Source organism: Streptomyces sp. SAJ15, assembly GCF_007595705.1.
Taxonomy (GTDB): domain Bacteria; phylum Actinomycetota; class Actinomycetes; order Streptomycetales; family Streptomycetaceae; genus Streptomyces.
Genome location: NZ_NISY01000002.1, coordinates 240,382 through 265,937, shown reverse-complemented (window position 1 = coordinate 265,937; position 25,556 = coordinate 240,382). Strand labels below are relative to the sequence as shown.

Below are 25,556 nucleotides of genomic sequence, written 5' to 3'. Positions count from 1 at the left end.
GTCGCGTCGACGACCCGCGGTGTGCCGGCTACCGCGGGGAGGTGCCCCCGGCGACCTCGGCCCCGTCGCCCGCGGCCAGCTGCTCGGGCTCGGTGGACTCCGCGTCCCCGGCCGCCTCGACCCGCTCGTCGTCGAAACGACCGTCGATCTTGGCGACCAGGCCGGTCACCTGGCGGGCGATGTCGGGCGCGGTCAGCCCGATCTCGGCCATGACCTCCTTGCGGGAGGCGTGGTCGAGGAAGACCGGCGGGATGCCGAAGTCGCGCAGCGGGACGTCCACGCCCGCGTCGCGCAGGGCCTGGGAGACGGCGGAGCCGACGCCGCCGACCCGGCTGTTGTCCTCGACGGTGACCACGACCCGGTGTCGGGCGGCCAGCCCCGGCAGCGCCTCGTCGACCGGCTTGACCCAGCGCGGGTCGACCACGGTCGTCGAGATGCCCTGCTTGTCGAGCAGGTCGGCGATCTCCAGACACATCGGGGCGAGCGCGCCGACCGAGACCAGCAGCACGTCGGGGCGGTCCACGCCGGCGTCCGGCTCGCGCAGCACGTCCATGCCGCCGACCCGGCCGACCGCCCGCACCGCCGGGCCGACCGCGCCCTTGGAGTAGCGGACCACGGTCGGGGCGTCGGTGACCTGGACGGCCTCGCGCAGCTGGGCACGGACCTGGTCGGCGTCGCGCGGCGCGGCGATCCGTAGGCCGGGGACGACCTGGAGGATCGACATGTCCCACATGCCGTTGTGCGAGGCGCCGTCGGTGCCGGTGATCCCGGCCCGGTCCAGCACGAAGGTCACGCCGCACCTGTGCAGCGCCACGTCCATCAGGACCTGGTCGAAGGCGCGGTTGAGGAAGGTGGCGTAGACGGCGACGACCGGGTGCAGCCCGCCGGTGGCCAGGCCCGCCGCCGAGACGGCGGCGTGCTGCTCGGCGATGCCCACGTCGTAGACCCGGTCCGGGAAGCGCTTGGCGAACTTGTCCAGGCCGACCGGCTGCAGCATGGCCGCCGTGATCGCGACGATGTCCGCGCGCTCCTCGCCGAGCCGGACCATCTCGTCGCCGAAGACGGAGGTCCAGTCGGCGCCGGAGCTCGCGATCGGCAGACCGGTGTCCGGGTGGATCTTGCCCACCGCGTGGAAGCGGTCCGCCTCGTCCTGGAGGGCGGGCTGGTAGCCGCGGCCCTTCTCGGTGAGGCAGTGCACGATGACCGGGCCGCGGAAGCGCTTGGCGCGCTGCAGCGCGGACTCCAGGGCCTCGATGTCGTGGCCGTCGATCGGGCCGACGTACTTCAGCCCCAGGTCCTCGAACATGCCCTGCGGGGCGATGAAGTCCTTCAGGCCCTTCTTGGCGCCGTGCAGCGTCTCGTAGAGCGGCCGGCCGACGACCGGGGTGCGCTCCAGGATGTCCTTGCCGCGGGCCAGGAAGCGCTCGTAGCCGTCGGTGGTGCGCAGGGTGGCGAGGTGGTTGGCGAGGCCGCCGATGGTGGGCGCGTAGGAGCGCTCGTTGTCGTTGACGACGATGACCAGCGGGCGGTCCTTGGCGGCGGCGATGTTGTTGAGCGCCTCCCAGGCCATGCCGCCGGTCAGCGCGCCGTCGCCGATCACCGCGGCGACGTGGTGGTTCTCCCGGCCCAGCACCTCGTTGGCCTTGGCGATGCCCTCGGCCCAGCCCAGCACGGTGGAGGCGTGGCTGTTCTCGATGACGTCGTGCTCGGACTCGGCCCGCGAGGGGTAGCCGGAGAGCCCGCCCTTGCTCTTGAGCTTGGAGAAGTCCTGCCGGCCGGTGAGCAGCTTGTGGACGTAGGACTGGTGGCCGGTGTCGAAGAGCACCTTGTCCCTGGGGCTCTGGAAGACCCGGTGCAGGGCGATGGTCAGCTCGACGACGCCGAGGTTGGGGCCCAGGTGCCCGCCGGTCTTGGAGACGGCGTCCACGAGGAAGGTACGGATCTCCGCCGCCAGCTGATCCAGCTGCTCCGGGCTGAGCCGGTCCAGATCGCGTGGTCCCCTGATGCGGGTCAGCAGAGTCACCCGTGCCTCCTTGCTGTCGAGTGTGTCCGGGCCCGGTGGGGGCCGGGTCCGACGAGTCTAATGTTCCGCCCGGGGGCCGGGAGATCGGCCTATGCGATGTATGTCACGCGAAGGGGCGCGATACACGCGGAGCCCGCGTGCCGCCGAGTGTGTCGGCGCCCGCGGACGCCGCACGTGGGAGTGCCCGGCACCGCCCCAGGGGACGGTGCCGGGCACGGGGGCGCGGCGGGCGCGCGGGGCGCCGGGAGCGGCCGACGGGTCGACCCACGGCCCGCCGGGTCAGCCGCGGCCGGCTGTCTTCTGTGTCTTACGGGAGACCGAGTCGATCACCACGGCGGCGAGCAGCACCGCACCGGTGATCATGTACTGGACGGAGTTGCCCACGCTCAGCAGGTACATGCCGGACGAGATCGAGCCGATGACCAGCATGCCCAGCAGCGCCGACCAGACCGAGCCGCGGCCGCCGAAGAGGCTGGTGCCGCCGATGACCGCGGCGGCGATGGCCTCCATCAGCAGGTTGCCGGTGCCGGCCTGCTGGCTGGCGGTGCCGACACGGGAGGCGATCATGAGACCACCGCAGGCGGCGAGGAACCCGGCCAGGGCGAACACCGAGATCCGGACGGCGGCCACGTTGATGCCCGCGCGGCGGGCGGCCTCGACGCTGCCGCCGAGCGCGATCACCTTGCGGCCGTAGGAGGTACGGCGCACCACGAAGTCCAGGACGACCAGCACCACCAGGAAGATCACCAGGGCGAGCGGCAGGCCCATGTACTCGTTGAGCTTCCAGGCGGCGGCGAAGGCGATCACCGCCAGCACCGCGGTGCGCACCAGGATCTCGCCCATCGGCCGGGCCGGGATGCCGGCCTCCTTGCGCCGCCTGGCGTCCAGGAACTGGGCCAGGAAGAAGGCGCCCACGGCCAGCGCCGCCGCCGCGTACGCGGCGGCGATGTCCGAGAAGTAGTGGGTGGACAGGGTGCGCAGCAGGCTGTCGTCGTCGAGCTGGATGGATCCGGTGCTGCTCAGCACCTGGAGCATCAGGCCGTTCCAGGCGAGCAGGCCGGCCAGGGTGACCACGAAGGCCGGCACGCCGATCTTGGCGAAGAAGTAGCCGTGCACCACACCGAGGGCGGCGCCGACGGCGAGGCCGATGAGTATCGCCGGGACCTCGGGCATGCCCTCCTTGACGTTGAGCACCGCCGTGGTCGCCGCGGCCAGGCCGCTGACCGAGCCGACCGACAGGTCGATCTCGCCGAGCAGCAGCACGAAGACGATGCCGACCGAGATCAGGCCGGTGCCGCCGATGATGATCGACAGGTCGGAGAGGTTCTTCGGGGAGAGGAAGGCGTCGTCCTTGATCTGGAAGACGGCCCAGATGACGGCGATGCCGACGATGACCGGGAGGGCGCCCAGCTCGCCGCTGCGCAGCTTGCGCCCCAGCTCCTGGAGGTATCCCTTGACGCCCTGCTGGCGCACCAGCAGCCGGGGGTCGACGGCGGTGACGGCCGCGGGGGCCGCGGGGGCCTCGTCGACGGGTTCCTGCGCGCCGGGTTCCTGCGCGCTGCTCGACTTGTTGAGGTCGGTGGTCACTTCTGGGCCTCCGCGGTACGCGCCTTGCGGCGGGTCACGGCGTTGTCCGTGGCGCCGGTGATGGCGGAGATGATGTCTTCCTGAGAGGTGGTGCGGACGTCGAAGGTGCCGTTGTTGCGGCCCAGGCGCAGCACCGCGACCCGGTCCGCGACCGCCTTGACGTCGGCCATGTTGTGGCTGATGAGGATCACCGCGAGGCCGCGTTCGCGCAGCCGCTCGACCAGGTCGAGGACCTGCGCGGTCTGCTCGACGCCGAGGGCGGCGGTGGGCTCGTCGAGGATCACCAGCTTGGGGTCGCCGAGCATGGAGCGGGCGATGGCGACGGTCTGCCGCTGGCCGCCGGAGAGCGAGGCGATCGGGATGCGGACGCTGGGGATGCGGATCGAGAGGGTGCTGAGCAGCTCGCGCGAGCGGCGCTCCATCTCCACCTCGTCCAGTGCGCCGCGGCGCAGGATCTCGCGTCCCAGGAAGAGGTTGCCGACGACGTCGATGTTGTCGCACAGCGCGAGGTCCTGGTAGACGGTCGCGATGCCCAGCTCCTGGGCGTCGTGCGGGCGCTGGATGGTCACCGGCTTGCCGCACCACTCGACGACGCCGTCGTCGGCCGGCCCGGCTCCGGCGATGGTCTTGACGAGGGTGGACTTACCGGCGCCGTTGTCGCCGACCAGGGCGACCACCTCACCGGCGTGGACCTCCAGGTGAACGTCGGTCAGCGCCTGGACGGCGCCGAACCGCTTGGAGATCCCGCGCAACGCAAGTACGGGTTCGTTCGGCACGATGGCCTTCTCCGATCTAGGGCAGGGGGACCCTGCGGATTGCAGAGGGGGTGCCGGGCGGGCCGACTCCCCTCGCCAGCGTCTGGGGGGTGGGATCCGGGGGCCTCGAGGGCTCCGGATCCGGCACCGGGGTGGGTGCGGTGGGCCGGTGCGGGGTGGCCGCTTCGGGGCCTCGGGCCCACGGGCCGTACGCCGCCCCGAGGGGGCGGGCCCGTGGGTTCGGGCGTGCTCCGGCCGGCGGTGGTCGGGCGCCCTGCCGGCGGCGGGTCCACCCGGTGGTGGGGCCCGCGGGGCGGGTGTACCGGCGCGGCGGCCGCGCCCGTGCGGGGCGGCCCCGCCGCTCGGCCGGTCCGGCCGTGCGGAGCGGGACACCGCCCCCCGGTGGTGCGTGGCCGGGCCGCCTCAGCGACGGCCCGGGCCCTCGGCTACTTCAGGCCCGCGGACTTGCAGGCGGACGCGTACTTGGCGGTGCAGATGTCGTCGACCTTCCAGAGGCCGTCCTTGACCACGGTGTCCTTGACGTTGTCCTTGGTCAGCGCCAGGGGGGTGATCAGGGTGGCCGGGATCTTCTTGGCGCTGCCGCTGTCGACGGTGGCGGAGGCGGCCACCTTCTCACCGCGGCCGAGGGCCAGCGCCATCTCGGCGGCGGCGGTCGCCTCGGGCTCGTACGGCTTGTAGACGCTCATGTACTGCTCACCGGCGAGGATCCGCTGCACGCCCGCGAGCTCCGCGTCCTGGCCGGTCACCGGCGGCAGGGAGTCGAAGCCGCCGCTCTTGAGCGCGGTGATGGCGCCGCCCGCCATGCCGTCGTTGGCGGAGTAGACGCCGATGATCTCGTCCTTGCCGAGCGAGGAGATGGCGCCGCTCATGGCCTCGTTGGCCTTGTCCGGCAGCCAGCGGTCCACGTCGTAGGACTTGGCGATGTCGACCTTGCCGTCCAGGACGGACAGCGCGCCCTTCTTGAAGAGGGCGGCGTTGGGGTCGGCCTCCCAGCCGTTGAGCATGACGACCTTGCCGTCCTTGGCCTTGCCCCCGAGCGCCTTGAGGAGCGCCTTGCCCTGGACCTTGCCGACCTCCTCGTTGTCGAAGGAGGTGTAGGCGGAGACCGGGCCCTCGGCGAGCCGGTCGTAGGCGACGACCGGGATGCCCGCCTCGTCGGCCTTCTTCACGGAGCTGGCGATGGACTTGGAGTCGACCGCGTCGAGGATGATCACGTCCACCTTCTTGGTGATCATCGAGTCGACCTGCTGCTGCTGCACCGACGGGTCCGACTTGGCGTTGGCGTACTGGACGGTGCACTCCGCGCACAGCCCCTTGATCTTCTCGGTGATCAGGGGGCGGTCGAAGCTCTCGTATCTCGCGGTCTGGTCCTCGGGGAGGAGCAGACCGATGGTGAGCGGACCTGTCTTCTTCTTGTCGCCCTTGTCCTTGTCTCCGGCTTCCTTCGCGGAGCCGCAGGCGGCGAGGGACGCGGCCATCGAAACAGCGGCGGTGGCCATGAGGACGCGACGCATCGTGGCGTTCATATGGGGGTGACCTCCCTGACGAGGCCGCGTCATTGCGGCCGAGGTGGCTGGAAGTCAACTCGGCCGTCAGCATGACGTCAAGAAGTAAATCCTTAACGAGATGGCAACGGTGCCATTCGTTATCTGTCTGAACTCAGCCTTGAACGAGCGGCGGGCCCCGCGGCGAGCCGTCGCCGCGGGGCCCGCGCTCACCGGACCGGTCAGTTGAGCGACGGCGCTCCCAGCGGCGAGCCGTCCAGCAGCGTGGAGTCGCCCATCTCGCTCAGCACCAGGGCGATGGCGCCGAGCACCTCCGCGCGGTCGCCCAGCGCGCCCGGCATCACCGACAACCGCCGTGCCGCGCTGGGGATCGCGTACCGCGCCACCGACTCGCGGATGGGCCCCAGCACCAGCTCGCCGGACTCGGCGAGATGTCCGCCGAGCAGCACTCTGCTGGGATTGAGCAGATTGCACAGATTGGCCACTCCGCTACCGATATGCCGCCCCACATCGGCGATGACCCGACGGCAGCCGGGGTCGCCGTCCCGGGCCAGCCGGACCATGCGCTCCACGGTGAGGTCGGCGCCATGGCTGGAGTGCAGGAGCGGCAGCACATAGCGGGCGGCGGCGAACGTTTCCAGACAACCGCGGTTGCCGCAGCGACAGACCGGACCCGACTCATCCAGGGTGATATGCCCGATCTCGCCCGCCGTGCCGCCGGGGCCGCGATAGATCTGCCCACTGATCACGAGCCCCGCGCCGACGCCGCTGGCGACCTTGATGTACGCCAGGTCGGCGACCCCTCGCCCGGCGCCCCAGACCAGTTCGCCCAGCGCGCCCAGGTTGGCGTCGTTGTCCACGTGCACCGGGACGCCCAGTCGGGCGGCCAGTTCGTCGCGGGGATTGGTGCCCGCCCAGCCCGGCAGGATCGCGGTGGAGCCGAGCGCGCCGGTCTCCACGTCGATCGGCCCCGGCACGCCCAGGCCCACCCCGATCACCTTGTCCGGGCTGATGCCGGTGACCTCGATCAGCCGGCCCACCAGGGCCTCCGCCCGGTCCATGCCCTGCGCCGCGGACGCGTCCACATCCAGCGGTTCGGACTCCTCGGCGAGCACCTGGTGGGCCAGGTTGCCGATGGCCACCCGCAGGTGGGTGTGGCCGAAGTCCACGCCGACCACGATCCCGGCGTGGCCGCTCAGCGAGACGCTGCGGGCCCGCCGGCCGCCGGCCGAGGTCGGGGTGACCTCCACCGTCCCGCCGTCCTTCAGCTCCCGAACGATATTGGAGACCGTCGCGGCGGACAGCCCGGTGGACCGGGCGATCTCCGCCTGTGTGAGCGAGCCCGCCATCCGCACCGCGCGCACGACCCGCTCCAGGTTGGCCCGGTGCAGCGACGACTGCGATCCCGGAGTCTCCACGCCCATCCACTCCCGCTACGGCGCCGGCACGACGGCCGCACCACCGGCCGGGCCACGACGATGGGGCCCGGCATTGTCTCCAACATGTGAACTCTAAGTCGAGCCGGCGCGGTTGTCCCCCGTCAAGACCTCACGGGACACAGGTGGGACACGGTGTATCGAACACGCCTGGTGAGCGGGTGGGTGAGATACGTCACGACGGGCCCGCCCCGGCCACGCAGGGTGAGCCCGTCGTCGCGACCGGCCGCGCGGACCGCGCGCCCGCGGCTACTTCAGCGCCCCCGCCGTCAGGCCCGCCTGGACCTGCCGTTGGAACAAGAAGTAAACGATCAGCACCGGCAGCATGGCGATGGTCATCCCCGCCATGAGCGCTCCCCAGTCCGTCTCGTACTGCTGCTGGAGCGCGATCTGGGCCAGCCCCTGGGTCAGCACGTACTTCTTCTCGTCCTGGTTGAGCACCATCGGCAGCAGGTACTGGTTCCACTGCCCCAGGAAGTTGAAGATGCCGATGCTGATCAGACCCGGGCGGGCCATCGGCAGCATCACCTGGAAGAAGACCCGGGTGTGCGAGGCCCCGTCGATCATCGCCGCCTCGGCGATCGAGGTCGGCAGCGTCCGGAAGAACGCCGTCATGAAGAAGACCGTGAACGGCAGCGAGTAGGCGATGTAGACCAGGATCAGGCCGTGGTAGGTGGCCAGCAGATTCTGCCCCGGGAAGTCCCGCATCACGAAGAAGAGCGGGATCACCAGCATGAACACCGGGAACGCCATGCCGCCGACGAAGAGGTAGTAGAGGAGCCGGTTGCCGGGGAAGGAGAACCGGGCCAGCACATAGGCGGCCATCGACCCGAGCACCATGGTGCCGAGCACCGAGCCCCCGACCACGATGATGGTGTTGAGGAAGTAGTCGCCGAAGTTCGCCTCCCGCCAGGCGTTGCCCCAGTTCTCGAAGTGCAGTCTCCCGGGCAGCGACCAGGGGTCGCTGAGGATGCCGTCGCTGGTCTTGAAGGAGCTCCACAGCACCCAGACCAGCGGCAGCCCCACCATGAGCGCCCAGGTGACGAGGATGCCGTGGGAGAAGACGTTGAGCACGGCCCCCTCGGACCGGCGTGCCGGCTCGCGCGGCGGCCGCGGTGCCGGGGGCACGGCCTCCGGCGGGGAGACCTCGGTGATGTCCGTCGTCATGAGTCCGCGACCCCCTAGAACTCGATCCGCTCACGCCGCGCGAAGCGCATGGTGAGCACGGCGAACAGCAGGGTGACCACGAGCATGGCGACGCCCATGGCCGACGCGTAGCCGTACTGGCTGTCCCGGAAGGCGGTCTGATAGAGCCTCAGCGGCACCACGTCGGTCGCCCCGTTGGGTCCGCCCATGTTCACGGACATGATCTGCACCAGCGCGAAGGCGTCCATGGCGATGATGCCCATGTAGACCCAGCCGGTCTGCACCGTGTCCCACAGCAGCGGCAGCGTGATGCGGAAGAAGGTGTGGGTACGGCCCGCGCCGTCCAGCAGCGCCGCCTCGTAGATGTCCCGGGGGATGTTGGCCATGGCGGCCGAGAAGAGCACCACGTAGAAGCCGACGTGCGCCCAGACCATCACCGCCATGATGCAGGTGAGCGCGAGGCTCTTGTCCCCGAGCCAGGAGCTCTGCAGGGAGTCCAGGCCCACGGCCCCGAGCAGCGAGTTCAGCAGTCCCTCGCGGGCGTCGGGGTTGTAGATGTTGAACCAGATCACCGAGATGATGGCGATGGAGATGACCTGGGGGAAGAAGAAGACGAACCGGTAGACGGAGGTGCCGCGCACCCCGGTGATCACCGCCCCGCGGCGCGAGCGGCCGCCGACGTTGAGCATGAAGGCGAAGAAGAGCCCCAGCCCCAGGGTGATGACCGGCACCACCGCCAACATGATCGCGTTGTGCTTCAGCGCGTTCAGGAACTCGTCGCTGTGCAGCAGCTTGTCGTAGTTGTCGAACCCGGTGTACTTCGCGGCGCCCCGCACGCCGCTCCAGTCGGTCAGCGAGATCTGGAACGCCTGGATGAAGGGCGAGATCACGAAGATCGCGTAAATCGCCACCGGCAGGGCCAGGAACCCCAGGATGAACAGGTTCTTCCGCAACTCCCCGGCCTTCCGGGGACCGCCTTTCCTCCGCATACCGCTCCCAGCCCTTCTCCTCCGGCCGTGTGACTGACCCGATCGGCCCGGTCGGGCTCCCCGGGGCGGATCACCCCGGGGAGCCCGACGGGCCCCGATGAGCCCCGACGGGCCGGCGATCAGGCGGTGCGCCTGAACTTGGTGACCGAGTCGTCGCCGGCCACCTCGTCGGCGTAGCTCTGCGCCTTCCGGATCCAATCCTTGGCCTTGAGGTCGCCGGTGAGCAGCTCGCTGGTGAGGCCGCCGAGCTTCTCGTCCGTCAGCTTCGGGTACCACTCCTGGAGCTGGATGGTCAGCAGGTTCTCGCCGGCGTCCGCGACCAGCTTGCTCGCCGAGGCCAGACCGGGCGTCAGCTCCATGCCCTCGGTGGCGCCCTTCACGCTCGTGAGCGACTTGACCTTCTTGGCGAAGTTCTGCGAGTGCTTCCTGGAGAGCATGATGCGCAGCAGCTCCATGCCGCCGATCGGGTTCTTGCCCTGCTTGGCGACGATGAACGGCTCGCTCGGCTCGGCGCGCACCGTGCCGTGCGGCATCCTGTCGCCCGAGCCGCCGTCGAAGAGCGCGCCGACGGCCATCCCGAAGTCCTCGGGGGTGGTCGGGGCGGCCTCGTTCTCCACCCAGGAGCCGTTGGGCATGAACACCGCCTCGCCCTTGGTCCACTTGGTCTGCGTCTGGGTGTGGGTGCGGCCCTCGCTGCCCTCCAGGAAGTAGCCCTTGGCGGCCAGCTCCTCGTAGTGCTCGACGACCTGCTTGACCGCGTCGTTGGAGGTCCACGCGTTCGGTTCGAGGTTGTCGATCGCGATCCACTTCTCCATGCCGCCGATCTTGGCGATCTGCGCGAAGAGGTTGAAGTGGACGTAGTACGGATACTTCCCCGGGTAGGTCCAGGGCGCGATGCCCGCCTTCTTGATCTCGCCGCAGAGCGCGACCATCTCGTCCAGGGTCCTGGGGTACTCCCAGCCCTTGTCGTCCAGCAGCTTCCGGGAGTACCAGGAGCCGTAGACGGTGAAGGCGTAGTAGAGGACGTCGAAGGTGTCGCCGTGCCTGCCCTTCTCCAGCGTGCTGGGGTAGAGGAGGTCGCGCACCTTCTTGTCCGGGTCGTCGAACGAGACCGCGTCCAGCAGCGGTGCCAGGTCCATCAGCTGACCCTGGGTGGACAGGTTGTTCATGTCCAGGTGGTCGGCGCCGGAGTTGTCGATGACGTCCGGCGGGTTGCCCCCGGCGAAGCGGGGCTGGAGCTTGGGGCCGACCTGTTGGGTGCCGGTGTGCTTGACCTCGGCGTCGTACGTCGCCTTGTAGTCCGCCTCCGCGTCCTTGGCGTACTGGTCGCCGAGCCCGCCCTTGAAGATGAACGCCTCCAGCGGGGCGCCCTCCTTCACGCCCAGCGGGTTCTTCGCGCTGACCTTGCCCTCCGGCTGCTTGGGCTTGTCGGCGTCGTCGTCCCCGCCGCCGGTGGCGCACGCGGAGAGGAGGCCCATGCCGGGCGCGGCGATGAGGCCGAGTGCCGCCGAACGCTTGATCAGCTGGCGGCGGCCGGTTCCGGGGCGGTTCGTACCGGGGGCGTCAGAGGTGGATCCCATGCTCAAGTCCTCGCCTTCTTGCGGACTCAGGCGGTGTAGCGGTCTCCCGTGCGAGCTCGCCTCCGGCGAGGGGTCCGACACCGCAGGTCGGTTGGAAGCTGAGTGGTGCTGAGCGTGCTGAGGTGTGCTGGGAGTGCGCGTGGGGAAGCCTGCGAACAGTGCGGCCTATCATCGCCACGCCGCCCCCAGGAGTCGGCTGCCGTTTCACCGTGACGGCCGCTCGGACGCCGACAGGTATAGTCCACTCCTCCTTCACTGGGCAAGATCGGGTGCAGCTTTGGTGAGGAGTCTTTCCCGAGTTGAGACCTGTGCGACCTACCGTAGGGGACGCCAGCCCGTACGGCACGAAGCCGTGCGGTGCCGAGTCGAGAGGCGGTCCTCAGTGTTCGTTAAGAAGTTGCCCCTTGCCACGTCCGCCGTGGTGGTCGCGACGCTCGCGCTGACCGCGGGCTGCGGCTCCGGGGGCGGTTCGTCGAGCGAGGACGGCAAGAGCGGCGTCGCCATAGGCAAGGGCATGGCCAAGCTGCCCGTGGAGCCGTCCCCGTCCCCCACCCCCACGCCGACCCCCACGCCGACCGACGACCCGTCGGACACCCCGACCGGCGGCACCGGCCTGGTGACCCCGGACGCGAAGATGGGCCCCTGCGGCTGGGACTCGTCCTCCATGCCGTACGCCGATGTGAAGATCACCAATTCCTCGTCGACCACGCAGTACTACTCCATCTTCGTCGGCTTCACCGACAAGGACGACAAGGTCGTCACGTCCGGCATCGCGTCCGACGCCGCGGTGCCCGGCAACGGCAAGAAGACCGTCAAGGTGAAGGGCTTCCTGCCCGACTCCTCGAAGAAGGCCAAGACCTGCCGGATCACGCTGGCGACGAAGAGCGCGACGAAGAACTGACGGCGGCCGCCTCGCCTCACGGTCGCCGGCGGTTCGGGGGCCGCCGCCCGGTCGGGCGGCGGCCTTTCCTTCATGCCCGCGTCCCCTCCGTCACGCCCGCGGCCCGTCCGTCATGCCCGCGACCCCTCCTTCACGCCCGCGGCCCCTCCGTCATGCCCGCGTCCCCTCCGCACCCTTGACACCACCGTCCCCCTGGCGCCCTACTTGTCACTGCCCAACTCGCTTGACAACGTTGTCTAATTCGTTGAGAGGCCGAGATGAGACAGAGACGATGGCGCCGCGGCCGCGATCCGCTGACGCTCCGCCGGGTCGGCGGAGCGGCTCTCCGTCCGGGGGAACGCCCGATGGCGCTGGCGGTGGCCGCCCTGCTGCTGGCCACCGCCCACGCCTGGGCCCCGGCCACCGCCGCACCGCGCCAGCCCGACGCCCGTTCCACCTCGTTCGCCTCCTCCTTCGAGAAGGGCGACCCGCAGCCCGACTGGCGCGACGCGGTGGAGACCGGACCCGACGGGGAGCAGCGGACCTCCGGCGTCGACGGCGCGTACTCCACGGGCATCCCCGGCGATGTGACCGAGAAGGTCGCCGCGGTCCGGGCCAGCGGCGAGCACGCCTCGGCCGGCGAGGTGAAGGAGAACCTCGTCGACGGCGAGGCCACCAGCAAGTGGCTGGTCTTCCAGCCCACCGCCTGGCTCGAGTTCGAGCTGTCCGAGCCGGTCGACGTGGTGCGTTACGCGCTCACCTCGGCCAACGACGCCGCCGGCCGCGACCCCCGCGACTGGACGCTCAAGGGCTCCACCGACGGCACCGACTGGCGGACGCTGGACACCCGCGAGGGCGAGGTCTTCGCGGAGCGGCAGCAGACCCGGCAGTTCGGCTTCGCCAACGAGAGGCCGTACCGACACTTCCGGCTGGAGATCACTCGCAACTCCGGGGATCCGCTCACCCAACTGGCCGAGGTGCGGTTCGGCGGCAGCGACACCACCCCACCCGCCCCCTCCGACATGCGGTCCCACGTCGACCGCGGCCCGGCCGGCTCCCCCACCGCCAAGGCCAACGCCGGCTTCACCGGCACCCGCGCGCTGCGGTACGCGGGCACGCACCGGCCGGACGGCCGGGCGTACTCGTACAACAAGGTCTTCGACGTCGACACCGCGATACGCCGGGACACCGTGCTGTCGTACCGGATCTTCCCGTCCATGCCGGAGACCGATCTGAGCTATCCCGCGACCCATGTCGCGGTCGACCTCGCCTTCACCGACGGCACCTACCTCAGCGACCTGGGGGCCGTGGACCAGCACGGCGCCCGGTTGACGCCGCGGGGCCAGGCGGCCTCCAAGACGCTCTACGTCAACCAGTGGAACCACAAGGAGGCGCGGATCGGCGCGGTCGCGGCGGGCAAGACGGTCGACCGGGTGCTGGTGGCGTACGACTCCCCGAAGGGCCCGGCGGCGTTCCGCGGCTGGGTCGACGACGTCTCCCTGGCCCCGAGGGCGCCGGAGAAGCGGCTGGCGCACCTGTCCGACTACGCCGTCACGACGCGCGGCACCCACTCCAGCGGCTCCTTCTCGCGCGGCAACACCTTCCCGGCCACCGCGGTGCCGAACGGCTTCAACTTCTGGACCCCGGTGACCAACGCGGCGTCCACCGACTGGCTCTACCAGTACGCCCGCGCCAACAACGCGGACAACCTCCCCACCGTGCAGGCGTTCAGCGCCAGCCATGAGCCCAGCCCCTGGATGGGCGACCGGCAGACCTTCCAGGTGATGCCCTCGGCCGCGGCCGGCACCCCGGACGCCTCGCGCACCGCCCGCGCGCTGCCGTTCCGGCACGAACACGAGACCGCGCGGCCCCACTCGTACGAGGTGCGCTTCGAGAACGGGCTGCGGGCGGGGATCGCCCCGACCGACCATGCGGCCCTCATGCGCTTCACCTATCCGGGGGATGACGCGAGCGTCATCTTCGACAACGTGTCCAACGAGGGCGGGCTGACCCTGGACCCCGAGCGCGGTGTCGTCTCCGGCTTCTCCGACGTCAGGAGCGGCCTGTCCACCGGGGCCTCCCGGATGTTCGTCTACGGCGTCTTCGACGCGCCCGTCAGCGACAGCGGGATGCTGCCCGGTGGCGGCGGCAAGGACGTCACCGGCTTCTTCCGCTTCAAGCCGGGCGAGGACCGCACGGTGCAGCTGCGGATCGCCACCTCGCTCATCGGCGTGGCACAGGCCAAGGCCAACCTGGAGCGCGAGCTCCCGGCCGGGACCTCGTTCGAGCGGGTCAGGGACAGGGCGCGGGCCGAGTGGGACGCGCTCCTGGGCCGGGTGGAGGTCGAGGGGGCGACCCGGGACCAGCTCACCACCCTCTACTCCAGCCTCTACCGGCTGTACCTCTATCCCAACTCGGCCCACGAGAACACGGGGACGGCCGAGAAGCCGCGCCACCAGTACGCGAGCCCCTTCTCGCCGCCCGTGGGCGAGAACACCCCGACCCGCACCGGCGCGAAGATCGTCGACGGGAAGGTGCACGTCAACAACGGCTTCTGGGACACCTACCGCACCACCTGGCCCGCGTACTCCCTGCTCACGCCACGCCGCGCGGGCGAGTTGGTCGACGGCTTCGTCCAGCAGTACAAGGACGGCGGCTGGATCTCCCGCTGGTCCTCCCCCGGCTACGCCGACCTGATGACCGGCACCAGCTCGGACGTGGCCTTCGCCGACGCCTACCTCAAGGGTGTGGAGTTCGACGCGGAGGCGGCGTACGAGGCGGCGGTGAAGAACGCGACGGTGGTGCCCCCGTCCTCGGGCGTCGGCCGCAAGGGCATGGCCTCCTCGGTCTTCCTCGGCTACACGCCGACCGGCACCCACGAGGGGATGTCCTGGGCCCTGGAGGGCTACCTCAACGACTTCGGCATCGCCAACATGGCCGAGGCGCTCCACAAGAAGACCGGGAAGGCGCGCTACCAGGAGGAGGCCGCCTACTTCCGCAACCGCGCCCGCAACTACGTCCGGCACTTCGACGCCAAGGCCGGCTTCTTCCAGGGCCGGGACGCGAAGGGCGACTGGCGGCTGCCCGCGGACCGCTACGACCCGCGCGTCTGGGGCCATGACTACACCGAGACCAACGGCTGGGGCTACGCCTTCACCGCGCCCCAGGACAGTCGGGGCCTGGCCAACCTCTACGGCGGGCGTGAGGGACTCGCGAAGAAGCTGGACGCCTACTTCTCCACCCCGGAGACCGCCGGCCCGGAGTTCGCCGGTTCGTACGGGGGCGTCATCCACGAGATGACCGAGGCGCGAGACGTCCGCATGGGCATGTACGGCCACAGCAACCAGGTCGCGCACCACGCCACGTACATGTACGACGCCGCCGGCCAGCCCTGGAAGACCCAGGCCAAGGTGCGCGAGGTGCTCTCCCGGCTCTACCTCGGCAGCGAGATCGGCCAGGGTTACCACGGGGACGAGGACAACGGCGAGCAGTCCGCCTGGTACCTCTTCAGCGCCCTCGGCTTCTATCCGCTGGTGATGGGGTCCCCCGAGTACGCGGTGGGCTCCCCGCTGTTCACCAGGGCGACCGTCCATCTGGAGGGCGGCCGCGACCTCGTCGTCAAGGCGCCGCGCAACAGCGAGCGCAACGTCTACGTCCAGGGCCTGAAGGTCGACGGCAAGCGCTGGAACTCCACCGCCCTGCCGCACGCGCTCCTCGCCGAGGGCGCCACGCTGGAGTTCGCCATGGGGCCGAAGCCCTCGCGGTGGGGCACGGGGCCGGACGCCGGACCGTCGTCGATCACGAAGGACGACGCGGTGCCGGTGCCGGACGCCGATCTGACGACGCGTGGCGAGGGCCCGCTGACCGACGACACCTCGGCGACGGAGGCGGCGTTCACCTCGGTGGAGCCGCCGGTCCAGCCCGGCGCTCACGTGACGCGGTACACCCTCACCTCCGCGCGGCGGGGTGACGCCCCCTCGGGCTGGGTGCTCCAGGGCTCCGCCGACGGCGAGACATGGCGGGACCTGGACCGGCGCGAGGGCGAGTCCTTCACCTGGGACCGGCAGACGCGGGTCTTCGCCGTGGCCCACCCGGGCGCCTACGCGCACTACCGGCTGGTAACAGACAGCAGGGCGACGCTCACAGAGATCGAACTTCTGGGGCAAGCTCGAAAACGGTGACGAAATGGTGACAAGGCGGGGTCGGCGAACCCGTTGACTCGTGAAGATCGTGTGCAACGATCCAGGAGAAATCGCGGCGCGCCCCACGAGCGGCGCGCCGCGTCTCTCTGTCCTTCACTTTGGAGCACCACGTGGCCCTTTCCTCCGGCCGTAACCGCGGCCGCGCCCTGGCGCGGCTGACGACCGCGGCGATAGCCGCCGCTCTGGTCGGCACCACCGCCGGCACCGCGATGGCCGACGAGAACCCGGCGCCGCTCGCGGGCGTCAAGGCGGCCCCGAAGTCGGCGGCGGCGCGCGCCTCCGCGCCCGTCTTCCCGCTTCTCGCCGTGACCAAGGCCGGCGACTTCTACGCCTACTCCCCGAACGGCCGCGGCGGCCTGGAGAGCAAGAAGATCGGCGGCGACTTCTGGGCGGAGCGCATCAACACGGCGTTCTACGTCGACAACAACAAGGACGGCGTCGCCGACGGAATGTACGGCCGCCACACCAACGGCACCCTGACGTTCGCCGACTTCGCGAAGGGCGAGCGGAAGATCGGGGGCGGCTGGAACCAGTTCAACCTGCTGCTGGCCCCGGGCAACCTCGCCGGCACGAAGCAGAGCGACATCCTCGCCCGCAACAAGTCCGGCGTGCTCTACCTGTACGTCGCCAAGTCCAACGGCACGCTGAACGCCAAGAAGAAGGTCGGCTCGGGCTGGGGTCAGTACACCCAGATCGCCGGCCAGGGCGACCTGTCCGGCGACGGCAGGGCCGACATCGTCGCCCGCGACAAGGCCGGTGTGCTGTGGCTCTACAAGGGCACCGGCGACGCCGACAAGCCGTTCGCCAAGCGGCTGAAGGTCGGCGGCGGTTGGAACGGCTACAACCGCATCCTGTCCTCCGGTGACGTGGACCTCGACGGCCGCAGCGACCTGGTCGCCCGCGACAAGTCCGGCAACGCCTGGCTCTTCAAGGGCACCGGCAAGGCGTCCGCGCCCTTCAAGGCGAAGAAGAAGGTCGGTTCGGGCTGGGGCAAGTACACCCTGATCTTCTCGTAAGGTCCGGCAGGCCGGCGGACGGGCCGTACCCCCTTGGGGGTACGGCCCGTTCCGCTTTTCCGCTGGGACCGCCGTGGGGAGGAACCATCCGACTGTGACAGAACGGTGACAATCCGATGAAGCGCAATAATGATCAAGGTGAAGGTCTACGTGCGACGATCAGGGTGATATCGCGTTATGCCCCATCAGGTACCTCGCGTCCCTGTACATCACTCTGGAGTAATACGTGACCCTTCTCTCCGGCCGTCAGCGCGGCCGCGCGCTCGCCCGGCTGACCACCGCCGCGATAGCCGCCGCCCTGGTCGGCACCACCGCCGGCACCGCTGTCGCCGACGACGGCCCGGCCTCCGACCCGACCGCCCTGCGCACGGCGATGAAGCAGGTCGCGGAGCGAGGCACCGCGCTCGACGGACTCCGGGCGCACGGCCCGAAGTCGGCGGCCCCGGGCACCTTCGCTCCGTACCTCCCGCTCAACGCCATCACCGAGACCGGTGACCTGCTCCTGTACACGCCGAACGGCGACGGCGGCCTGCGCAAGCCCTTCCCGGTGAAGCCGAAGGGCGGCTGGAAGGACGTCGACGCCATCATGCAGGTCGACTTCGACCGGGACGAGAACCTCGACGGGACGTACACCCGGACCAGCGACGGCGCCCTGCGCTACACGGGATACAACGCCGACACGGACCTCGGCCGCGGCTGGGACACGTACGACGTGCTGCTGTCCCCGGGCGACCTCGGCGGGGCCAAGGAGGCCGACGTCCTCGCCCGGGACGGCTCCGGCACCCTCTGGCTCTTCCTGGCCAAGGGCGACGGCTCGCTGAGCGCCCGTAAGAAGGTCGGCACCGGCTGGGGCCAGTTCACCCAGATCGCCGGCCAGCACGACCTCTCCGGCGACGGCAGGGCCGACATCGTCGCCCGCGACAAGGCCGGCGTGCTGTGGCTCTACAAGGGCACCGGCGACTACAAGAGGCCGTTCACCGCGCGTACGAAGATCGGCGGCGGCTGGAACCAGTTCGACCGGATCCTCTCCACCGGCGACCTGGACATCGACGAGAAGGGCCGCGCCGACCTCGTCGCCCGCGACAAGGCCGGGGCGCTGTGGCTCTACAAGGGCACCGGCAACGCCTCGGCACCCTTCACGGCCAAGGTCAAGATCGGCGACTCCGGCTGGAACGCGTACCGACTGTTCTCGTAGGGCCCCGAGCCGCCCGGGCCGCACCGCTCTCCCGAGGGGTGCGGCCCTCGTGCGCGGCGGCACCCGCCGCCGTGACCTGTGAAGATCCTGTCCAGGATCCTGCCCGCGATGCCCCCCACTCCGCACATCGCGCCGTACGCACGTCATCTTGGAGACATACGTGGCCCCATCCTCCGGCCGTCACCACGGCCGCGCCCTGGCGCGGCTGACGACCGCGGCGATCGCCGCCGTCCTCGTCGGCACCACCACCGGCACCGCCGTGGCCGACGACAAGCCGACGCCCCTCCCGGCGCCGGTGAAGCGCGCACAGGCGCAGAGCGCCGAGTTGAACGCGGCGCGCCGCGCCGAGGCGCCGACGTCGGTCGGCGCGGGCGGCTACGCCCCCATCCTCCCGCTGGCCGGCGCCACCGCCACGGGCGATCTGTACTACTACATGCCGAACGGGAGGGGCGGGCTGCTGCCCCGTCAGCTGGTCGTGCGGGGCGACTGGAGGTACGTCAGCGCCGCGACGCACGTCGACCGCGACGGGGACGGCGTGTTCGACGGGATGTACGCGCGCGGCACCGACGGCACCCTCGCCTTCACGGACGACACCTCCGACAAGGAGATCGGCCCCGGCTGGAACCGGTACGACGTGCTGCTGTCCCCGGGCGACCTCGGCGGCGCCCGGGAGCCGGACCTCCTCGCCCGGGACGGCTCCGGCACCCTCTGGCTCTGTCTGGCCCGCCCGGACGCCACGCTGACCGCCCGTAAGAAGGTCGGCACCGGCTGGGGTCGGTACACCCAGATCGCCGGCCGGCACGACCTGACCGGCGACGGCAGGGCCGACCTCGTCGCCCGCGACAAGGCCGGCGTGCTCTGGCTCTACAAGGGCACCGGCGACTACACCAGGCCGTTCGCCACGCGCACCCGGATCGGCTCGGGCTGGAACACCTACAACCGCCTGGTGGCCTCGGGTGACGTGGACCTCGACGCCGACGGCCGGGCCGACCTGCTCGCCCGCGACACGACGGGCGCCCTGTGGCTCTACAAGGGCACGGGCAGGGCGTCCGCCCCGTTCGCGGCCCGGGTCAGGATCGGCAACTCCGGCTGGAACCAGTACACCCAGCTGTTCTCGTGACGGCGCCGGACGACGGTGAACGCGCGGCGGGCCGCACCCCCGGGAAGGGGGTGCGGCCCGCCGTGGCGCGTGGGGCGTACGCCGCCGCCTACTTGCGGATCAGCGAGCGCAGCACGTACTGCATGATGCCGCCGTTGCGGTAGTAGTCGGCCTCACCCGGGGTGTCGATGCGGACGACCGCGTCGAACTCGACACCGGTGTCGGTGGTGACCTTGACCGTGCTCGGCGTGGTGCCCTCGTTCAGCTCCGTGATGCCGGTGATGGAGAAGGTCTCCTCGCCGGTCAGGCCGAGCGAGTCGGCCGACTGGCCGGCCGGGAACTGGAGCGGCAGGACGCCCATGCCGATGAGGTTCGAGCGGTGGATGCGCTCGTACGACTCGGTGATGACGGCCTTGACGCCGAGGAGCGCGGTGCCCTTGGCGGCCCAGTCGCGGGACGAACCGGAGCCGTACTCCTTGCCGCCCAGGATGACCAGCGGGGTGCCGGCGGCCTGGTAGTTCTGCGAGGCGTCGTAGATGAACGACACCGGCGCGTCAGCCTGGGTGAAGTCGCGGGTGTAGCCGCCCTCGGTGCCCGGCGCGATCTGGTTGCGCAGGCGGATGTTGGCGAAGGTGCCGCGGATCATGACCTCGTGGTTGCCTCGGCGCGAGCCGTAGGAGTTGAAGTCACGACGCTCCACACCGTGCTCGGTGAGGTACTTGCCGGCCGGGGTGTCGGCCTTGATGGCGCCGGCCGGGGAGATGTGGTCGGTGGTGACCGAGTCACCGAGCTTCGCGAGCACGCGGGCGCCCGTGATGTCGGAGACCGGGGTGGTCTCCATCGTCATGCCCTCGAAGTACGGGGGCTTCCGGACGTAGGTGGACTCGGGGTCCCACTCGAAGGTGTTGCCGGTCGGGATCGACAGCGCCTGCCACTGGGCGTCGCCGGCGAACACGTCCTGGTAGGACTTGGCGAACATGTCCTCGCCGATGGCGTTCGCGACGACGTCGTTGACCTCGGACTCCGACGGCCAGATGTCCTTGAGGAAGACCGGGTTGCCCTCGGTGTCGGTGCCGAGCGCGTCCTTGGTGATGTCCACCCTCATGGAGCCCGCGATGGCGTACGCGACGACCAGCGGCGGGGAGGCCAGGTAGTTCATCTTGACGTCGGGGTTGATACGACCCTCGAAGTTGCGGTTGCCCGAGAGCACCGAGGTCACGGCCAGGTCGTGCTCGTTGACGGCCTTGGAGACCTCCTCCGGCAGCGGGCCGGAGTTGCCGATGCAGGTGGTGCAGCCGTAGCCGACGAGGTTGAAGCCGACCTTGTCGAGGTACGGGGTGAGGCCCGCCTTGTCGAAGTAGTCGGTGACGACCTTCGAGCCCGGGGCGAGGGTGGTCTTGACCCACGGCTTGCGGGTCAGGCCCTTCTCCACGGCCTTCTTCGCGACGAGCGCGGCGGCGACCATCACGTACGGGTTCGACGTGTTGGTGCAGGAGGTGATCGCGGCGACGGTGACGGCGCCGTGGTCGATCGTGTAGGTCGAGCCGTCGGGGGCGGTCACCTGGACCGGGTTCGACGGGACGCCGTTGGAGACGGCCGGGGCGTCGGAGGCCGGGAAGGACTCCTCGCCCGCCTCGTCGGCGGTGGAGACGTAGTTGCGGACGTCCTGGGCGAACTGCGCGGCGGCGTTGGCGAGGACGATGCGGTCCTGCGGGCGCTTCGGGCCGGCGATCGACGGGACGACCGTGGAGAGGTCGAGCTCCAGCTTCTCGGAGAAGTCCGGCTCGGCCTTCGGGTCCAGCCAGAGGCCCTGCTCCTTGGCGTACGCCTCGACGAGCGCGACCTGCTGCTCGGAGCGGCCGGTGAGCTTGAGGTAGTTCAGGGTCTCGTCGTCGATCGGGAAGACCGCGGCGGTGGAACCGAACTCCGGCGACATGTTGCCGATGGTGGCGCGGTTGGCGAGCGAGGTGGCGGCGACGCCCTCACCGTAGAACTCGACGAACTTGCCGACGACACCGTGCTTGCGCAGCATCTCGGTGATGGTCAGCACCAGGTCGGTGGCGGTGGTGCCGGTGGGCAGCTCGCCGGTCAGCTTGAAGCCGACGACACGCGGGATGAGCATGGAGACCGGCTGGCCGAGCATGGCGGCCTCGGCCTCGATGCCGCCGACGCCCCAGCCGAGCACACCGAGGCCGTTGACCATGGTGGTGTGGGAGTCGGTGCCGACGAGGGTGTCGGGGTAGGCCTGGCCGTTGCGGACCATGACCGTGCGGGCCAGGTGCTCGATGTTCACCTGGTGGACGATGCCGGTGCCCGGCGGGACGACCTTGAAGTCGTCGAAGGCGGTCTGGCCCCAGCGCAGGAACTGGTAGCGCTCCTTGTTGCGGCCGTACTCCAGCTCGACGTTCTCCGCGAAGGCGGAGTTCGTGCCGAACTTGTCGGCGATGACGGAGTGGTCGATGACCATCTCGGCCGGGGAGAGCGGGTTGATCTTCGCCGGGTCGCCACCGAGCGCCGCGACGGCCTCACGCATGGTGGCGAGGTCCACCACGCACGGCACGCCGGTGAAGTCCTGCATGATCACGCGGGCCGGCGTGAACTGGATCTCCTGGCTCGGCTGCGCCTGGGAGTCCCAGCCGCCGAGCGCGCGGATGTGGTCGGCGGTGATGTTCGCGCCGTCCTCGGTGCGGAGCAGGTTCTCCAGCAGCACCTTGAGGCTGTACGGGAGGCGGGCGGAGCCCTCCACCTTGTCCAGCCGGAAGATCTCGTACGACTCGTCGCCCACCTTCAGGGTGGAGCGAGCGTCGAAGCTGTTCGCCGACACGACAGTCTCCTTCTTGCGTGATCTCGCGCGTACCACCGCCATCCTGCCGTCACAGGGGGTTGCCGATCCGCTAAGGTGTGCCTAAGTTAGGCTGCCCTTACTCGAATGCGGCGCGGTACGTCTCTCGCTAGATATCTCGATGTCGAGATAACTCTAGTACATCGCCGCCGCTCGGTCATGCCCGGGCACACCCCGCCCGCCCCCCTGAAACCCCCTGCCGGCCGCACCCCGCCGCCGCGCCCGGCCCGCACGCCCCGACGGACCACCCCCGCACCGCAGCAGACTGGAGTTACGGAAGGGACGAAGGAGAGCATCACCGGCAGGAAGGGACGGACGGGTCATGTTGCAGAACAGCAAGGCGTTCAGCGGCTTCGCCGTGGACGACCTCCAGCGGGCGAAGGACTTCTACGGCGAGACGCTGGGCCTGCGGGTGACGGAACGGTACGGGCTGCTCACCCTGCACCTCGCCGGCGGCACGGACGTCCTCGTCTACCCCAAGGACAACCACACCCCGGCGACCTTCACCATCCTCAACTTTCCCGTCGACGACATCGACGGCGCCGTGACCGGGCTGACCGAGCGCGGGGTGAGCTTCGAGCGGTACGACGGCTTCGAGCAGGACGAGAAGGGCATCACCCGGGGCCAGGGGCCGGACATCGCCTGGTTCACCGACCCGGCCGGCAATGTGCTGTCGGTGCTCCAGGAGAAGTGATCGGGCTGGACGCGTCGGAAATCCGACACTTATGAGCATGCGCCGCCCGGCCGGCCCGTTTCCACGAAACTGGTCGCATGGACCCTCGCCTGCTCCGCACCTTCGAGGCCGTGGCCCGCTGCGGGTCCTTCACCGACGCCGCGCGCGAGCTGGGGGTCACCCGCTCGGCGGTGTCGCAGCACATCGCCTCGCTCGAGGCCGAGCTGCGGGCCCCACTGCTGACCCGGCAGCCGGTGGCCCCGACCGCGGCGGGCAGCCGGCTGCTGGAGCACGCCGGGCCGCTGCTGTCGCGGCTTGAGGCGGCGCGGGCCGACATCACCCGGTCGACCGCGCCCCGCGCGCCCCGGCTCACCGTCGGGGCCTCCCCGCTCGCCCTGACCCCCACGCTGGCGGAGGCGCTCGCCGAGGCCGGCCGCCGACACCCCGACACCCCCATCGGGGTGCGAGTGCTGGGCCGGGCCCGGATCCCGGCCGCGGTGGCGGCCGGGGACCTGGACATCGGGCTGACCGACGGCATCGCCACGCCCGGCGATCCGCTGCCGCTGCCCCTGCCCGACGCCGCCCCGCTGGCCGTGGTGGTCCTCGCCGAGACGCCGCTGGCGGTGCCGCTGGCACAGGGGCACCCGCTGGCCCGGCGGCTCGGACTGCGGCTGGCCGACCTGGCCGGGGCGCGCTGGGTGGAGGCCCCCGACTCGGGCGTGTCGCTCGGGCAGTTGCGCGCGGCCGCCGACGCCCCGCGCGGCTTCCGGGCCGCGCTGACGTACACCGGGACCGACGTCCGGGCGCTGGTCGCCCTGGCCGTGGCGAGCCAGGGGCTGACCCTGCTGCCGCACGCGGTCGCCGAGTCCGTCCCCGGCGTGGTCTCCGTGCCGCTCACCGCCCCGCGACTGGTGCACCGCGTGGAACTCGTCTGCCGCGCGACCCTGGAGGGACCCGCGCACACGCTGGTGGCGCTCGCCGTACGGCGATGACGGCCGGATCGCCCCTAGCCCCCTCTCCTCCACACCCCCCGCCCCACGCGCATCTCATATGTGAGATAGCCTCTTTGGTATGACAGATGACTACCTCGCACGCATCGGCAAGCTCATCCGCGACGCCCGGCAGCACCGCGGTTGGACCCAGTCCCAGCTTGCGGAGGCGCTGGGTACCAGCCAGAGCGCGGTGAACCGCATCGAGCGAGGCAACCAGAACATCAGCCTTGAGATGATCGCCCGCATAGGCGAGGCGCTCGACAGCGAGATCGTGTCTCTCGGCTACGCCGGCCCGATGCATCTGCGAGTCGTGGGCGGCCGCCGGCTGTCCGGCTCCATCGACGTCAAGACGAGCAAGAACGCCTGCGTGGCGCTGCTGTGCGCCTCGCTGCTCAACTCCGGCCGTACGACGCTGCGCCGGGTGGCCCGGATCGAAGAGGTCTACCGCATCCTGGAGGTGCTGGGCAGCATCGGCGTCCGCGCCCGCTGGATCAACGACGGGGCCGACCTGGAGATCACCCCGCCGGCCGAGCTGAACCTCGACGCGATGGACACCGAGGCGGCGCGCCGCACCCGCAGCGTCATCATGTTCCTGGGTCCGCTGCTGCACCGGATGGACCGCTTCAAGATTCCCTACGCGGGCGGCTGCGACCTGGGCACCCGTACCGTGCAGCCGCATATGACGGCCCTTCGGCACTTCGGCCTGGAGGTCACCCCGACCGCCGGCACCTACCACTGCGAGGTCGACCGCTCGGTCTCCCCGACCCGCGCCATCGTGCTGACCGAGCGCGGCGACACGGTGACCGAGAACGCGCTGCTGGCCGCCGCCCGGCACGACGGAGTCTCCGTCATCCGCAACGCCTCCTCCAACTACATGGTCCAGGACCTGTGTTTCTTCCTGGAGCAGCTGGGCGTGAAGGTCGAGGGCGTGGGCACCACCACGCTGACCGTGCACGGCGTCGCCCACATCGACCGGGACGTCGACTACGCGCCGTCGGAGGACCCGGTCGAGGCGATGAGCCTGCTGGCCGCGGCCGTGGTGACCGAGTCGGAGCTGACGATCCGCCGGGTGCCGATCGAGTTCCTGGAGATCGAGCTGGCCGTGCTGGAGGAGATGGGCCTGGACCACGAGCGCGGCGCGGAGTACGCGGCGGACAACGGCCGCACCCGGCTGATCGACCTGACGGTCCGCCCGTCCAAGCTCACCGCCCCGCTGGACAAGATCCACCCGATGCCGTTCCCGGGCATCAACATCGACAACGTGCCGTTCTTCGCCGCGATAGCCGCGGCCGCCCAGGGGTCGACGCTGATCCACGACTGGGTCTACGACAACCGGGCCATCTACCTCACCGACCTCAACCGCCTCGGCGCCCGCGTCAAGCTGCTCGACCCGCACCGCGTCCTCGTCGAGGGCCCCACCCGCTGGCGCTCCGCCGAGATGATGTGCCCGCCCGCCCTGCGCCCCGCGGTGGTGGTGCTGCTGGCGATGATGGCGGCCGAGGGCACCTCGGTGCTGCGCAACGTGTACGTCATCAACCGCGGCTACGAGGACCTGGCGGAGCGGCTGAACTCGATCGGCGCGCAGATCGAGACCTTCCGCGACATCTGAGTCCCG

17 protein-coding genes are annotated in these 25,556 nt (G+C 70.5%); 8 read left to right on the top strand and 9 right to left on the bottom strand.

Going from position 1 to position 25,556, the window contains the following annotated elements:
• Nucleotides 1–28: 28 nt before the first annotated feature.
• The 8 genes from dxs to ngcE all read right to left on the bottom strand — a co-directional run bounded on the left by dxs (nt 29) and on the right by ngcE (nt 11,042).
• A complete protein-coding gene (dxs, locus tag CD790_RS06580; RefSeq protein WP_260867383.1) occupies nt 29–2,023 on the bottom strand; it encodes a 1-deoxy-D-xylulose-5-phosphate synthase in 1,995 nt (664 codons plus the stop codon).
• Between the two features lie 279 nt (nt 2,024–2,302).
• On the bottom strand, nt 2,303–3,610 hold the full coding sequence (locus CD790_RS06575; protein ID WP_144382098.1) for a sugar ABC transporter permease: 1,308 nt from the start codon (nt 3,608–3,610) through the stop codon (nt 2,303–2,305).
• On the bottom strand, nt 3,607–4,386 hold the full coding sequence (locus tag CD790_RS06570) for an ATP-binding cassette domain-containing protein (protein ID WP_144382097.1): 780 nt from the start codon (nt 4,384–4,386) through the stop codon (nt 3,607–3,609). Before CD790_RS06570 ends, CD790_RS06575 begins: the two co-directional genes overlap by 4 nt.
• A 425-nt stretch (nt 4,387–4,811) precedes the next feature.
• Entirely contained in the window at nt 4,812–5,912 is a 1,101-nt protein-coding gene (locus tag CD790_RS06565) for a sugar ABC transporter substrate-binding protein (protein ID WP_144382096.1), read from the bottom strand.
• Nucleotides 5,913–6,112: 200 nt separating this feature from the next.
• A complete protein-coding gene (locus CD790_RS06560; RefSeq protein WP_144382095.1) occupies nt 6,113–7,309 on the bottom strand; it encodes an ROK family transcriptional regulator in 1,197 nt (398 codons plus the stop codon).
• Between the two features lie 267 nt (nt 7,310–7,576).
• A complete protein-coding gene (locus tag CD790_RS06555; protein WP_144382094.1) occupies nt 7,577–8,494 on the bottom strand; it encodes a carbohydrate ABC transporter permease in 918 nt (305 codons plus the stop codon).
• Nucleotides 8,495–8,508: 14 nt separating this feature from the next.
• Nucleotides 8,509–9,462: a carbohydrate ABC transporter permease gene (locus CD790_RS06550; RefSeq protein ID WP_144382093.1), complete on the bottom strand. Its 954-nt coding sequence runs from the start codon at nt 9,460–9,462 to the stop codon at nt 8,509–8,511.
• Between the two features lie 119 nt (nt 9,463–9,581).
• Nucleotides 9,582–11,042 carry an N-acetylglucosamine/diacetylchitobiose ABC transporter substrate-binding protein gene (gene ngcE / locus CD790_RS06545; RefSeq protein ID WP_144382092.1) on the bottom strand — a complete coding sequence of 487 codons (1,461 nt, stop codon included), beginning with the start codon at nt 11,040–11,042 and terminating at the stop codon, nt 9,582–9,584.
• A gap of 397 nt (nt 11,043–11,439) precedes the next feature.
• Between ngcE and CD790_RS06540 the strand changes: the two genes are divergently transcribed.
• From CD790_RS06540 to CD790_RS06520, 5 genes are all read left to right on the top strand, one after another.
• Nucleotides 11,440–11,943 (top strand): hypothetical protein, encoded by a 504-nt coding sequence (locus CD790_RS06540; RefSeq protein ID WP_260867381.1) that lies wholly within the window; start codon nt 11,440–11,442, stop codon nt 11,941–11,943.
• A 344-nt stretch (nt 11,944–12,287) separates the two neighbouring features.
• A complete protein-coding gene (locus CD790_RS06535) occupies nt 12,288–16,103 on the top strand; it encodes a GH92 family glycosyl hydrolase (RefSeq protein ID WP_144382090.1) in 3,816 nt (1,271 codons plus the stop codon).
• A gap of 131 nt (nt 16,104–16,234) precedes the next feature.
• Nucleotides 16,235–17,140: a VCBS repeat-containing protein gene (locus CD790_RS06530; RefSeq protein ID WP_186318907.1), complete on the top strand. Its 906-nt coding sequence runs from the start codon at nt 16,235–16,237 to the stop codon at nt 17,138–17,140.
• 226 nt (nt 17,141–17,366) lie between these two features.
• On the top strand, nt 17,367–18,335 hold the full coding sequence (locus CD790_RS06525) for a VCBS repeat-containing protein (RefSeq protein ID WP_144382089.1): 969 nt from the start codon (nt 17,367–17,369) through the stop codon (nt 18,333–18,335).
• Nucleotides 18,336–18,495: 160 nt separating this feature from the next.
• Nucleotides 18,496–19,455, top strand: a complete 960-nt coding sequence (locus CD790_RS06520; RefSeq protein WP_144382088.1) for an FG-GAP-like repeat-containing protein — start codon at nt 18,496–18,498, stop codon at nt 19,453–19,455.
• Between the two features lie 88 nt (nt 19,456–19,543).
• Here the strand turns inward: CD790_RS06520 and acnA are convergent, their stop codons facing one another.
• A complete protein-coding gene (acnA, locus tag CD790_RS06515; RefSeq protein WP_144382087.1) occupies nt 19,544–22,258 on the bottom strand; it encodes an aconitate hydratase AcnA in 2,715 nt (904 codons plus the stop codon).
• A gap of 340 nt (nt 22,259–22,598) precedes the next feature.
• Between acnA and CD790_RS06510 the strand changes: the two genes are divergently transcribed.
• The 3 genes from CD790_RS06510 (at nt 22,599) to CD790_RS06500 (ending at nt 25,550) form a co-directional block, all read left to right on the top strand.
• Nucleotides 22,599–22,970, top strand: a complete 372-nt coding sequence (locus CD790_RS06510) for a VOC family protein (protein ID WP_144382086.1) — start codon at nt 22,599–22,601, stop codon at nt 22,968–22,970.
• A gap of 77 nt (nt 22,971–23,047) precedes the next feature.
• Nucleotides 23,048–23,941: a LysR family transcriptional regulator gene (locus CD790_RS06505; RefSeq protein WP_144382085.1), complete on the top strand. Its 894-nt coding sequence runs from the start codon at nt 23,048–23,050 to the stop codon at nt 23,939–23,941.
• Nucleotides 23,942–24,020: 79 nt separating this feature from the next.
• Nucleotides 24,021–25,550 carry a UDP-N-acetylglucosamine 1-carboxyvinyltransferase gene (locus CD790_RS06500; protein ID WP_144382084.1) on the top strand — a complete coding sequence of 510 codons (1,530 nt, stop codon included), beginning with the start codon at nt 24,021–24,023 and terminating at the stop codon, nt 25,548–25,550.
• Nucleotides 25,551–25,556 lie beyond the last annotated feature (6 nt).

Excerpts from the sequence above, each read along its gene's own strand:
- CD790_RS06550 (WP_144382093.1), bottom strand. The coding sequence starts at position 9,462 with ATGCGGAGGAAAGGCGGTCCCCGGAAGGCCGGGGAGTTGCGGAAGAAC.
- CD790_RS06505 (WP_144382085.1), top strand. The coding sequence starts at position 23,048 with ATGGACCCTCGCCTGCTCCGCACCTTCGAGGCCGTGGCCCGCTGCGGG.
- CD790_RS06555 (WP_144382094.1), bottom strand. The coding sequence starts at position 8,494 with ATGACGACGGACATCACCGAGGTCTCCCCGCCGGAGGCCGTGCCCCCG.
- CD790_RS06565 (WP_144382096.1), bottom strand. The coding sequence starts at position 5,912 with ATGAACGCCACGATGCGTCGCGTCCTCATGGCCACCGCCGCTGTTTCG.
- ngcE (WP_144382092.1), bottom strand. The coding sequence starts at position 11,042 with ATGGGATCCACCTCTGACGCCCCCGGTACGAACCGCCCCGGAACCGGC.
- CD790_RS06535 (WP_144382090.1), top strand. The coding sequence starts at position 12,288 with ATGGCGCTGGCGGTGGCCGCCCTGCTGCTGGCCACCGCCCACGCCTGG.
- CD790_RS06510 (WP_144382086.1), top strand. The coding sequence starts at position 22,599 with ATGTTGCAGAACAGCAAGGCGTTCAGCGGCTTCGCCGTGGACGACCTC.
- CD790_RS06500 (WP_144382084.1), top strand. The coding sequence starts at position 24,021 with ATGACAGATGACTACCTCGCACGCATCGGCAAGCTCATCCGCGACGCC.